We start from the raw sequence: 12,982 nt of genomic DNA, 5'->3' as shown, positions 1-12,982 counted from the left end.
ATTTTAAGAATTATCCCAATTAATAGGACAATAAATCACATAATATCTTATTTATCCATAAAAAAATAACTTTTATTATGATAACAATTATTTTTTGTCGATAATTTTTAAACTTATAGGAAGATAAAATGAAACAATATCAAACAGACTTTGCATCACTTGGGTTACGAATCGCTTTAGGTTTTATGTTTTTAGCTCATGGGCTAACTAAATTACTTGTATTTACCCCATCAGGAACAGCACAATATTTTGAATCACTTGGTTTTCCGGGATTTATGGGTTATTTAACTATACTTTTTGAAATTGGTGGCGGAGCGTTATTACTGTTGGGTATTTTAACTCGTGTTATCAGTTCATTAGCCGTTCTCCAAATGATAGTAATTAGTTTTATTCACTCAGCTAATGGATGGTCATTTAGTAATACAGGTGGTGGCTGGGAATACCCTGCATTTATGGCTTTAACATCAATTAGTTTGGCATTATTAGGTAGTGGACGATTTAGTGTTTTCTACCTTAAACAACGAAAACTTACTAAAGCATAACTTTAATTATATATAACTATTAATCAGTATATTAATTATATTAAAGGAAAGGTATCCACCATCTAATGAATATCTTTCTTAACTTTTTAATAATTATATTTTTATTATGCCAAAAACGAAAATTACTTTACTTAAATTTCGATACCGGCAAACTTTTTGCAACTTACAACTTCTGCAAAAACCGTTAAGGCAGACATAAAACTGTTATGTACTGTTTGAGCAGGAATAAGCTTATCGTCAAACAGTAGATCGCGTGTAGCACAGGCGTCATGAATTAGTATTGGTTGATAATTTAGTTCACATGCCATGCGGGTAGTTGAATCAACACACATATGACTCATCATGCCACAAATGACCAGTTGTTCGATGTTTTCCTGTTGTAATTTTGGTTGTAATTCAGTTTGGTAAAAACTATTGGGAAAGGCTTTTGGGATAATATATTCGTGTGGGTAAATAGGTAATAAGCTACGGTGAATTTTAGCGCCATGACTGCCTTTAACAAAAAAATTTGCATTAGGATCGGATTTGATATGTTGAATATAGTAAATCGGTAAGCGTTTTACACGAAAATATTGTTGCAATTTTAAGGTATTTTGTAATGCTACTTCGCTATTAATTAAACTATATTTTCCATTAGGGAAATAGTCGTTTTGCACATCAATAATAATTAGGGCTTGTTTCATTTGATTTTCCTTGCGTTAGGCTTCTATTTATAATTATGCGATAATCATGCAATCACTAACATAGTCAATTGAAAGCAATCTTTATTACTTGCTTTCATGGTGAAATAATATGGATAAAAAAGATCGCGCTATTTTAGATCAACTCAAAATTAACAGCCGCCAATCATGGAAAGAAATTGGCAACAAAGTATTTTTATCTGGACAAGCCGTTGGACAGCGAGTATATGAACTGCAAGCAAATAATATTATTGAAAAGTTCACAATTAAGGAAAAAACAGAATATACCCAATTTATTACTATTTTTATGAATTCCAACCAATTTGAATTATTTGAAAAAATCGTTAAATCTTTCCAAGAAATTCTTGAATTTTAAAAGATTACGGGAGAGGGTTGCTATTTTATAAAAAGCAGTTTTACCCCACAAAATCTATCAGTATTCATCGAAAAAATCGAGCCCTACTGTCGATATAAAGTTAATCACCAATTGAAAGCACTTATTTAATTAATGTGATAATCGGTATTATTTAATTATTACATTGATATTGTATTCAAATAACCAATACCTTCTTAAATATTTTAAATTAACGTTATTACAAATATTTAGGTGAATTTTTAACTAATAATAAAAAAAGAGTTGCGAGTAATCAATTTCTGTTATATTTTGTTCACTAGTTTGTGTTTATATTTAATTAATGGTTTGTATTTTATGAATTGTTTTTGCGTTTCAGTTATTAAACATCATCACCATCATCATCCCTGAATAGTCTTCGGGCGTTTGGTGCTGGAAGACATTTGATCTTCCGGTGATAACGCGAAAGCAAATAGAAAACCCTCGGAAGGTCAAGCTTCCGAGGGTTTTTTGTTTGTGGTTTATACATTTTTTGGATAAGTTGGAGAATAATATGTTGGATAATTCACGTTTACGCATTGCTATGCAAAAATCTGGTCGTTTAAGTGATGAGTCAAAAAAATTACTGGCTCAATGTGGTATTAAAATCAATCTTCAAGAACAACGTTTAATTGCTTTTGCTGAAAATATGCCTATTGATATTTTACGTGTTCGTGATGATGACATTCCTGGTTTAGTTATTGATGGCGTTGTTGATATGGGTATTGTAGGTGAAAATGTTTTAGAAGAGGAAGTCCTCGATAGACAAGCTGAAGGGGAAAATCCTCAATATAAAAAACTACGCCGTTTAGACTTTGGCGGTTGCCGGTTATCTATTGCCGCACCACGTGATTTTGAGTATACCGGCCCTGAATGCCTCAATAACCTACGTATCGCTACTACTTACCCTCACCTACTTCGCCGCTATTTAGCTCAATATAATGTGACATTTAAAACCTGTTTACTTAACGGTTCGGTTGAGGTAGCACCAAGAGCAGGGCTGGCTGATGTAATTTGTGATTTAGTGTCTAGCGGGGCAACTTTAGAAGCTAATGGTCTGCAAGAGGTCGAGGTGATTTATAAATCAAAAGCCTGTTTAATTCAACGTCAAGGTGAAATGAACCCTGCTAAACAAGCATTGATCGATAAAGTGATGACACGTATGCAAGGAGTGATTCAGGCACGAGAATCCAAATATATTATGTTACATGCGCCAACAGCTGTATTAGACGAAGTTGTGGCACTACTACCCGGCGCTGAAAACCCAACCATTTTGCCATTAACCGGTGAACAAAATAGAGTTGCTCTGCATATGGTTAGCAGTGAATCACTGTTTTGGGAAACTATGGAAAAACTTAAAGCCCTGGGCGCTAGCTCAATTTTAGTACTACCAATCGAAAAAATGATGGAGTAATAATATGCAACTTTCTTATTGGCAACAATGTAATGATCAACAACAAGCAAAATTATTAACTCGCCCGGCTGTGGCGGCATCTGGCTCAATTAGTCAAGCGGTGACAGATATTTTAGCGCAAGTAAAACAAAATGGTGATGAAGCCTTAAAAGCCTTAAGCAATAAGTTTGATAAAGTACAAATCAAACAAATCAAACTTACCCAACAAGAAATTAAATTAGCCACAAGTCGTGTTGATGCAGAATTAAAACAAGCAATGCAATTAGCGGTTGCTAATATTGAAAAATTTCATCAAGCGCAAGTTAAACAAACTATTACCGTGGAAACAATGCCCGGTATACAATGCCAGTTAGTGACTCGATCCATTGATTCTGTCGGTCTGTATATTCCTGGTGGTTCAGCCCCACTATTCTCAACGGTATTAATGCTAGCCACACCAGCAAAAATTGCCGGTTGCCGTAAAATCATTTTATGTTCACCCCCACCAATTGCTGACGAAATTCTATATGCCGCTGAACTTTGTGGGGTAACGGAAATTTATCAACTTGGAGGTGCTCAAGCTATAGCAGCAATGGCTCTCGGCACTGAGTCCGTACCCAAAGTGGATAAGATTTTTGGTCCGGGTAATGCTTACGTTACTGAAGCCAAACGCCAAGTCAGTCAACGCCTTGATGGCGCGGCAATTGATATGCCAGCCGGCCCTTCGGAAGTGCTGGTGATTGCTGATAGTTCGGCTAATCCAGCATTTATAGCCGCGGATTTATTATCTCAAGCAGAACATGGGCCTGATTCACAAGTTGTTTTATTAACGCCAGATGAAAAGATGGCTAAAGCCGTCGCCGTTGAGGTTGATAATCAATTAGCACAATTATCAAGACGAGATATTGCACAAAAAGCACTAGAACAAAGTCGCTTAATTGTCACACAAGATCTAGAACAATGCGTTAGTATCAGCAACCGTTATGGACCAGAGCATTTAATTATCCAAACCAGTAATGCCGATGAGTTGGTTAATAAAATTAACAGTGCCGGTTCAATATTTTTAGGTGATTGGTCGCCAGAATCAGCAGGAGATTATGCCTCTGGCACCAATCATGTGTTACCTACTTACGGTTACACTGCTACCTATTCTAGTCTTGGACTGGCTGACTTTCAAAAACGCATGACAGTGCAAAAATTATCACCCGATGGATTAACAGCCATTGGCAATGCCGTTGAACTGATGGCGCAAGCAGAACAACTGACAGCACATAAGCAAGCTGTTGCCCTTCGTTTAGCAGTCTTAAAAGCCAAACAAGCATAATTAGGGGGGAAAATGGATATTAATCAATTAGTCAGGAAAAATGTACAACAGTTAACACCCTACCAATCGGCTCGCCGTATTGGCGGTAATGGCAATGTATGGCTCAACGCCAATGAATATCCGGTGGCGCCACATTTTGAATTAACCCAGCAAACCTTAAATCGTTATCCCGAACCACAACCAGAATCTGTGATTACTCGTTATGCACAGTATGCCGGTGTTAAACCAGAACAACTGATAGTTAGCCGTGGTGCTGATGAAGCAATTGAACTGCTAATGCGGGCTTTTTGTGAACCACAGCAAGATAGCATTTTATATTGTCCGCCAACTTATGGTATGTACCAAGTTAGTGCCGAAACACTTGGTATCAAAACTAAAACTGTACCCACTAATGCTGAGTGGCAGCTCGATCTTGAAGGAATTAAAAACAATCTCGATACAGTTAAATTAATTTATGTTTGTTCACCGAATAATCCAACCGGTAATTTAATTAACCCAGAAGGCATTAAAACCTTACTGACTATGGCAAAAGATCGAGCATTGGTAGTAATTGATGAAGCCTATATTGAGTTTTCACCACAAGCTAGTGTGGTAACTTGGTTAGTAAATTACCCACATTTAGTTATTTTACGAACTTTATCTAAAGCCTACGCTTTAGCTGGTTTGCGTTGTGGTTTTACCATTGCTAATAAACCGGTTATTGATGCCTTACAAAAAGTGATTGCACCATATCCATTAGCGGTACCTGTCGCTGATATTGCCGCGCAAGCATTAAGTAAAGAAGGCATTAACAATATGAAGTTGCATGTGCTAAATATGAATAATCAAAAACAGAAATTTGCTAATGCACTGGCAAAACTAGCTACTGTTGAACAAGTTTATCCTAGTGCATCAAATTATTTATGTGTTAAATTTCAGGATGGAAAAGACGTCTTTAATAAATTATGGAATCAGGGAATTATTTTACGAGATCAGAGCAAATCAACCGGTATTAATAATATGACTCGTATAACCATTGGCACTCAAGCCGAGTGTGAAGCTGTAATTTCAGCATTAAAAGCGATTAACCAGGAGCAATAATGTTACAAAAATACTTATTTATTGATCGTGATGGTACTTTAATTACCGAACCACCTATTGATTTTCAGGTTGACCGCTTTGATAAACTTGCTTTTGAACCTAATGTGATTCCTGCACTGCTAAAACTACAAGCAGTTGGCTATAAATTAATAATGGTCACCAATCAAGATGGTCTAGGTACAAATAGTTATCCGCAAGCAGATTTTGATGGCCCACATAATCTGATGATGCAAATATTGGCATCACAGGGAGTTAACTTTGAACAAGTCCTTATTTGCCCACACTTTCCTGATGATAATTGTGAATGCAGAAAACCTAAAATCACATTAGTGTTGCCTTACTTGACCAGTGGTAAATTGGATAAAGATAACAGCTATGTTATTGGTGACAGGGTCACCGATATGCAACTAGCTGAAAATATGCAAATAAAAGGCTTACATTATCATCCTGAAAGTCTAAATTGGAATGAAATTGCTCAACGCTTAACGACCAACGATCGTTATGCTAAAGTTGAACGTAATACCAAAGAGACTAAGATACTAGTTGAAGTTTGGCTTGATCGCCAAGGCGGTAGCAAAATTAATACCGGTATTGGTTTTTTTGACCATATGTTAGATCAGATAGCTACGCATGGTGGTATAAAGCTCAATATCCAAGTTAAAGGCGACTTACATATCGACGATCATCACACAATCGAAGATACCGGACTCGCTTTAGGGGAAGCCTTAAAAAAGGCACTTGGTGATAAACGCGGCATTACCCGTTATGCCTCAGTGATCCCAATGGATGAATGTTTAGCCAAATGTGCAATGGATATTTCAGGTCGTCCATACCTCAAGTTTTCTGCACAGTTTATAACACCTAAAGTGGGTGACATGAGTACGCAAATGGTTGAACATTTCTTCTATTCCATCAGTTACGCTATGGCAATAACACTGCATATTGCAACTGAAGGTGACAATGATCACCATAAAATCGAAAGTTTATTTAAAGCGTTTGCTCGAACCTTAAAGCAAGCGATTAAAATTGAAAGTAATCAGTTACCTAGCTCAAAAGGAGTACTGTAGATGAAGATAGTCATCCTCGACACTGGCTGTGCTAATTTGGCATCAGTCAAATATGCCGTGGAAAGATTAGGCTACCGACCAATAATCAGCCTTGATCCTGATGTGGTACTGAATTCTGACAAACTATTTTTACCAGGTGTCGGTTCCGCATCCGCTGCTATGCAAAAACTAAAGCAACGTAATTTAATTGACTTAATCAAAGTTTGCACTCAACCTGTTTTAGGTATTTGCTTGGGTATGCAACTGCTAGCCGATCACAGTACTGAAGGTAATGTTAATACCTTAGGTATTATTCACGAAAAGGTGATCAAGATCCCTGACTATGGCTTACCATTACCCCATATGGGATGGAATAAAGTCTACCCTAAAGCCGGGCATCATCTTTTCAGAGATATTCCTGATGGTGCTTATTTTTATTTTGTTCATGGATACGCATTACCACTATGCTCAGCAACTATTGCAGAAACCAGTTACGGCGAAAACTTTACTGCTGCCGTGCAAAAAGACAACTTTTACGGCGTTCAGTTTCATCCCGAACGTTCTGGCACCGTCGGTGCAACATTACTGAAAAACTTTTTGGAGATATGATAATGGCGGTTTACCCAATTATTATCCCTGCGCTTGATTTAATTGATGGCACGGTAGTACGATTACATCAGGGTGATTATCAGCAACAACGTGATTATGGTAACGATCCCCTATTACGTCTACAAAATTACGAACAACAAGGTGCAAAACTATTACATCTTGTTGATTTAACCGGAGCTAAAGATCCTAAAGCACGGCAAATATCATTAATCAAATCACTTATCAGTGGTGTGCAAGTTCCGGTGCAAATCGGTGGCGGTATTCGCAATGAAGATGATGTTAAAGCCTTACTTGCTGCTGGAGCGGCCAGAGTTGTGATTGGATCCACTGCAATTAAACAACCACAATTAGTTAAACAATGGTTTACTAAATATGGCGCCGAAGCCTTAGTATTAGCACTTGATGTGCGCATTGATGCCAAAGGCAATAAGTTTGTTGCTATTCATGGTTGGCAGGAAGATTCCACACAAACATTAGAACAAGTCATCGACGATTATTTACCGTATGGTTTAAAACATGTGCTTTGTACCGATATCTCTAAAGATGGCACATTAACTGGTGCAAATATCCAACTTTATCAAGCAATCAGTAAAAAATACCCACAAATTGCCTTTCAAGCTTCTGGAGGCATTGGTCAACTAGAAGATGTCAAAGCACTAGAAAACAGTGGTGTTACTGGTGTGATAGTAGGCAGAGCATTGCTTGAAGGTAAATTTACAGTTCAGGAGGCAATTTCATGTTGGCAAAAAGGATAATTCCATGTTTAGACGTTCGTAATGAACAAGTCGTTAAAGGCGTACAATTTCGCAATCACGAAATTATTGGTGATATTGTTCCTTTAGCCAAAAGATATGCCGAAGAAGGAGCGGATGAATTGGTTTTTTATGATATTACCGCATCATCTGATGGGCGAGTAGTGGATAAAAGTTGGGTGGCTAAAGTGGCTGAAGTAATCGATATCCCCTTTTGTGTTGCCGGAGGCATTAAAACAGTTGCTGACGCTGGACAAATTCTATCATTTGGTGCCGATAAAATATCCATTAACTCACCAGCATTGGCCAATCCAGATTTAATTAGCGAATTAGCTGAGTGTTATGGTGTGCAATGTATAGTGGTAGGTATTGACACCTGGTATGATCAAGAATCCAACACTTATCAAGTTTATCAATTTACTGGCGATGAAAAACGTACCATTGCCACTAAATGGAATACCCTTGACTGGGTACAAGAAGTACAACAACGAGGTGCCGGTGAGATTGTGCTTAATATGATGAATCAAGATGGCGTGCGTAATGGTTATGACATAAGGCAATTACAAGCAGTACGTAACGTATGCCACGTACCATTAATCGCCTCTGGTGGTGCCGGTAGTATGGAACATTTTATAGCTGCATTCAATGAAGCTGACGTAGACGGAGCATTAGCAGCTTCCGTTTTTCATAAACAAATTATCAATATTGGTGAGCTTAAACAATATTTAGCCCAACATGGAGTAAAAATACGATTATGCTAAATTCAAACACAAAACTAAACTTAGCACAACTTGATTGGCAAAAAGTGAATAATCTAATGCCAGTTATTATTCAGCATTATGTTTCTGGTGATGTTTTAATGCTGGGTTATATGAACCAAGAAGCCCTAGCCCAAACATTAGATAGTGGTAAAGTCACTTTTTATTCCCGCACCAAACAACGGCTTTGGACCAAAGGCGAAACTTCCGGTAACTTTTTAAATGTTATTAACATCGGTGCAGATTGTGATAATGATACATTACTAATTTTAGTCAAACCCATTGGCCCAACTTGCCACACGGGTACCAATAGTTGCTTTGCATCTACTAAAACTGAATGGGGATTCTTATTTGAACTGGAACAATTAATTGCTTCACGTAAAAGTGCCGATCCAAAATCCTCTTATACTGCCAAACTATACCATGATGGCACCAAACGAATTGCTCAAAAAGTTGGGGAAGAAGGCGTTGAAACAGCGCTAGCGGCTACAGTTCATGATCAAGAAGAACTAAAGAATGAGTCAGCAGACCTAATTTACCATTTATTGGTATTACTACAAGATCAAGATTTGTCATTGCAAGATGTGATTGGTATTTTAAAAGCCAGACATAAATAATTATCAAGAAGAAAGTGCGATTGATTTCGCACTTTTATTTAACAAATCGGTAATTTAACCCCATTAAATCTAGCTAGTACTTCAGTATTATTTTCACATAACAACAACTGATCGATAGTTTGCTTATTTAGATGTGGTGAAAATTGACTGATAAAATCATACATATAACTACGCAAAAATAACGAACGCACAAAAGCCACATAAGTCGTACTATACGGGAAAATATGCCCGGCATTGAGAACAACCAAATCATCGTCACAATTATTATTTACCGCCATTTTAGCTACAATCCCCACACCTACTCCCAATTTGACATAAGTTTTAATCAAATCGGCATCAGTAGTGCTAAAAACAATATTAGGGGATTGATTGGCTTTAATGAAAGCTTGATTCAGATCGGATCCGTCATTAGAAAAATCATAACTTACTAATGGGTATTTAGATAACTCATCGATAGAAATTAAACTACTTTTGGCTAAAGGATGATCTTTCATTACTATCACCGCTTGGTTCCAGTGGTAACAAGGAAGAGCAATCATATCATCACTCAAATTAGCAAGTTCAGTCACAATAGCAAAATCAGCTTGCCCGGTTTGCGCTTGTACTATGCATTGGTTGGAAGATCCTTGTTCCATGTGCAAAGTAATACTTGGATATTGCTTCATAAACTGTTGAATAACATTAGGTAAGCTATAACGCGCTTGCGTATAAGTAGTAGTAATGGTTAAAGAGCCTTGGTTAGGCTGACTAAATTCTTTGGCGATGATTTTTATATCTTGCGATTTATTTAGTATTTCTCTAGCTAAGGCAACAATTTGTAACCCTACTGGCGTTACTTCAGATAGATGTTTACCAGAACGAGTAAAAATCTGCACCCCCAACTCATCTTCTAATAATTTGATCTGTTTGCTAATACCAGGTTGTGAAGTATAGAGTTTCTCAGAAGTTAACGACACATTAAGATCATTATTAACAACTTCGACTATATAACGTAATTGTTGCAATTTCATGATAAAGGCTCCCTTAACCTTAGCCGATTCTTGCCGTTTCAGTAACGAAACCACAAGAATTCACTAGGTAATCCCTTTCACACCCTAGCACAAACAAAGACAAATTATTTAATACTAAACCGAATATAAAACTTGAAACATCTTTGCGGATGTTTCAAGTTTTATTAAATATTACTTTTAGTATTTATCCATTTACCATCAACATAATGCATCACCCATCCAGTAGATTTACCATTTTTTTCCGAAGTAATATATTGGCGCTTATATTTACGGCTAAAACGGACAATAGTTGGGTAACCAGATATATCTTTACTTGGGGCTTCGGTTAAGTATAAGAACTTTTCCGGTAGCCGATCTTTAAATCGCTGTAATTCTTCAATTAAAGGCGCTCTGGTTTCTCTGGATTTAGGAAAATTATGCGCCGCCAAAAATATTCCCGAAGCACCATCACGTAATACAAAATGGGCATCAGATTTACTACATTTGAGTTCTGGTAAATCCACTGGATCTTCTTTAGGTGGTGCTACATCACCATTTTTTAGGATCTTACGCGTATTTTTACAATCGGGATTAGTACATCCCATATACAAACCAAAACGTCCTGATTTTAAATGCATTTCCGATCCGCATTTTTCACATTCAATAATTGGTCCATCATAACTTTTAACTTTAAAATTACCTTTTTCCACTATAAAACCATCACAAATAGGATTATTACCGCAAATATGCAGTTTTCGTTCATTATCAAGTAAATAACTGTCCATCGCTGTATGACATTTAGGGCAACGTTTACGCGCTCTAAGGGCATCAGTTTCAGCGGTATCAGCTTCTTCTAAAATATTCAAGGTTTCATGTTCAGGAATCAAATTAATGGTCTGCTTACAACGCAGTTTTGGTGCTAAGGCATAACCTGAACATGCTAAAAACACACCGGTACCAGCAGTTTTAATGCCCATTTCACGGCCACAATTAGGGCATTTAATTTCTGGCGTTAAAACTAATGGATTTAATTGCATTCCACCTTTATCAGGATCTTTTTCGGCGATCTCAAGGTGTTCACTAAAATCACTAAAGAATTGATCTAAAACTTCTCGCCATTCCTGTTTTTTATGGGCGATTTCATCAAGAGCATCTTCCATGCGAGCGGTAAAATCATAGCTCATAAGGTCGTTAAAATTCTCACTTAACCTATCAGTAACAATTTCACCAATTTTTTCGGCATAAAAACGTCGATTTTCTAAGCGAACATAACCACGATCTTGAATGGTGGAAATAATGGTTGCATAAGTCGATGGTCGACCTATTTCACGTTTTTCAAGTTCTTTAACTAACGACGCTTCATTATAACGAGCCGGTGGTTTAGTAAAATGCTGGTTCGGATTTAAGCTATGTAAATCTAAGCTATCATTAACCGCCACCTTGGGTAACATTTTATCTTCATTATTTTTGCTAAGTTGTGGTTGTACTTTAGTCCAACCATCAAAACGTAAAGTACGGCCTTTAGCTTTTAAAACAAAATCACCTGCTTTAACAGTTATGGTTGTCGAATTATATTCAGCCGATGTCATTTGACAAGCCACAAATTGCCGCCAAATCAATTGGTAAAGTTTGCTAGCATCCGCTTCGACATCACTAAGGTTTTCAGCCAATACCATCACATCTGATGGCCGAATTGCTTCGTGCGCTTCTTGCGAACCTTTTTTACTAGTGTAAATATTTGCTGAACCAGGTAGATATTTATCACCAAAATTTTTACCAATATAATTGCGAACCATAGCCAAAGCATCTTGACTCAAATTGGTAGAGTCGGTACGCATATAAGTGATATAACCAGCTTCATAAAGGCGTTGCGCTAACATCATGGTTTTTTTAACACCAAAACCAAGGCGAGTACTCGCTGCTTGCTGTAAAGTAGAAGTAATAAATGGCGCCGTCGGGTTACTTTTGGTTGGTTTTTCTTCAACATTAGTAACCTGATAGCTACTTTTCTTTAATTCAGATAAAGCAATATCAATAGCAAGTTTGTCTTTAGGTGCAAACGCTTCATCTTTATAGTGAGTAACTTGTAAAGTTAATAGCTCTTGATTAGCTGTGGTTAAATCAGCGAAAAGATCCCAATACTCTTCTGGAATAAATGCGTGAATTTCGCGTTCACGTTCAACTACCAAACGCACCGCCACTGATTGTACTCGACCAGCCGATAACCCGCGAGCAACTTTTTTCCATAATAATGGCGACAACATAAAGCCCACCACACGATCCATAAATCGACGAGCTTGTTGAGCATTAACGCGATCCATATCCAGCATTGAAGGCTGATTAAAAGCATTTTTAATCGCCGTTTTAGTAATCTCGTTAAAAACTACTCGGCGGTATTTATCATCATCACCACCAATCACATCTTTAAGATGCCAAGCAATGGCTTCCCCTTCTCTATCCAAGTCGGTAGCGAGGTAGATCATATCGGCATCTTGAGCTAGTTTTTTAAGTTCGGCGACCACCCGTTCTTTACCGGGCAAAATTTGATAATGTGCTTGCCAACCATTGTATGGATCAACACTCATACGGTCGACTAAGATTTGCTTTTCTGAGCGTTTTACTTTTTTCTCGGCTTTATCTGTGCTAGTTTTCTCTGCTCGTTGGCTACTACCACTTACCGGAAGATCACGAATATGACCAACACTTGATTTAACCACGAAATCTTTGCCAAGATATTTATTAATCGTTTTTGCTTTGGCTGGTGATTCCACTATAACAAGGGATTTTCCCATAATTAAACC

13 protein-coding genes and 1 other annotated feature are annotated in these 12,982 nt (G+C 37.4%); of the genes, 10 read left to right on the top strand and 3 right to left on the bottom strand.

Annotated features, from left to right (window positions below; translation table 11 throughout):
* The first annotated feature begins 128 nt into the window (after positions 1–128).
* Positions 129–542 carry a DoxX family protein gene (locus A9G13_RS07675; protein WP_065556987.1) on the top strand — a complete coding sequence of 138 codons (414 nt, stop codon included), beginning with the start codon at positions 129–131 and terminating at the stop codon, positions 540–542.
* A 131-nt stretch (positions 543–673) separates the two neighbouring features.
* On the opposite strand, the gene A9G13_RS07670 is transcribed toward A9G13_RS07675, so the two are convergent.
* Positions 674–1,225 carry a cysteine hydrolase family protein gene (locus A9G13_RS07670; protein WP_065556986.1) on the bottom strand — a complete coding sequence of 184 codons (552 nt, stop codon included), beginning with the start codon at positions 1,223–1,225 and terminating at the stop codon, positions 674–676.
* Between the two features lie 109 nt (positions 1,226–1,334).
* Between A9G13_RS07670 and A9G13_RS07665 the strand changes: the two genes are divergently transcribed.
* The 9 genes from A9G13_RS07665 (at position 1,335) to hisIE (ending at position 9,192) form a co-directional block, all read left to right on the top strand.
* Complete coding sequence (locus tag A9G13_RS07665) at positions 1,335–1,598, top strand: Lrp/AsnC family transcriptional regulator (RefSeq protein ID WP_081301196.1); 264 nt, start codon at positions 1,335–1,337, stop codon at positions 1,596–1,598.
* Positions 1,599–1,963: 365 nt separating this feature from the next.
* Positions 1,964–2,089 (top strand) — a sequence feature (His leader region).
* Positions 2,090–2,127: 38 nt separating this feature from the next.
* A complete protein-coding gene (hisG, locus tag A9G13_RS07660) occupies positions 2,128–3,027 on the top strand; it encodes an ATP phosphoribosyltransferase (RefSeq protein WP_065556985.1) in 900 nt (299 codons plus the stop codon).
* Between the two features lie 4 nt (positions 3,028–3,031).
* Positions 3,032–4,330 (top strand): histidinol dehydrogenase, encoded by a 1,299-nt coding sequence (gene hisD / locus A9G13_RS07655; RefSeq protein WP_065556984.1) that lies wholly within the window; start codon positions 3,032–3,034, stop codon positions 4,328–4,330.
* Between the two features lie 12 nt (positions 4,331–4,342).
* Positions 4,343–5,410, top strand: coding sequence for a histidinol-phosphate transaminase (gene hisC / locus A9G13_RS07650; RefSeq protein WP_065556983.1), 1,068 nt, complete (start codon positions 4,343–4,345; stop codon positions 5,408–5,410).
* Entirely contained in the window at positions 5,410–6,477 is a 1,068-nt protein-coding gene (gene hisB, locus A9G13_RS07645) for a bifunctional histidinol-phosphatase/imidazoleglycerol-phosphate dehydratase HisB (RefSeq protein ID WP_065556982.1), read from the top strand. Before hisC ends, hisB begins: the two co-directional genes overlap by 1 nt.
* A complete protein-coding gene (hisH, locus tag A9G13_RS07640) occupies positions 6,478–7,065 on the top strand; it encodes an imidazole glycerol phosphate synthase subunit HisH (RefSeq protein WP_065556981.1) in 588 nt (195 codons plus the stop codon). It begins immediately after the preceding gene.
* 17 nt (positions 7,066–7,082) lie between these two features.
* Complete coding sequence (gene hisA / locus A9G13_RS07635) at positions 7,083–7,820, top strand: 1-(5-phosphoribosyl)-5-[(5-phosphoribosylamino)methylideneamino]imidazole-4-carboxamide isomerase (protein ID WP_065557130.1); 738 nt, start codon at positions 7,083–7,085, stop codon at positions 7,818–7,820.
* The gene (gene hisF, locus A9G13_RS07630; RefSeq protein WP_065556980.1) at positions 7,802–8,578 is read left to right on the top strand and encodes an imidazole glycerol phosphate synthase subunit HisF; all 777 of its coding nucleotides are present in this window, start codon (positions 7,802–7,804) and stop codon (positions 8,576–8,578) included. The genes hisA and hisF overlap by 19 nt, the downstream gene beginning before the upstream one ends.
* The gene (gene hisIE / locus A9G13_RS07625; protein ID WP_065556979.1) at positions 8,572–9,192 is read left to right on the top strand and encodes a bifunctional phosphoribosyl-AMP cyclohydrolase/phosphoribosyl-ATP diphosphatase HisIE; all 621 of its coding nucleotides are present in this window, start codon (positions 8,572–8,574) and stop codon (positions 9,190–9,192) included. The genes hisF and hisIE overlap by 7 nt, the downstream gene beginning before the upstream one ends.
* Positions 9,193–9,230: 38 nt before the next feature.
* On the opposite strand, the gene cysB is transcribed toward hisIE, so the two are convergent.
* Positions 9,231–10,202: an HTH-type transcriptional regulator CysB gene (gene cysB / locus A9G13_RS07620; RefSeq protein ID WP_065556978.1), complete on the bottom strand. Its 972-nt coding sequence runs from the start codon at positions 10,200–10,202 to the stop codon at positions 9,231–9,233.
* Between the two features lie 164 nt (positions 10,203–10,366).
* A complete protein-coding gene (gene topA / locus A9G13_RS07615; RefSeq protein ID WP_065556977.1) occupies positions 10,367–12,973 on the bottom strand; it encodes a type I DNA topoisomerase in 2,607 nt (868 codons plus the stop codon).
* Between the last annotated feature and the right edge of the window lie 9 nt (positions 12,974–12,982).

The sequence above is a fragment of the Gilliamella sp. wkB178 genome (assembly GCF_001690705.1).
Lineage (GTDB): Bacteria > Pseudomonadota > Gammaproteobacteria > Enterobacterales > Orbaceae > Gilliamella > Gilliamella apicola_K.
Note: the sequence above shows the minus strand (reverse complement) of the source record. Positions and strands in the feature narration are given on the sequence as shown.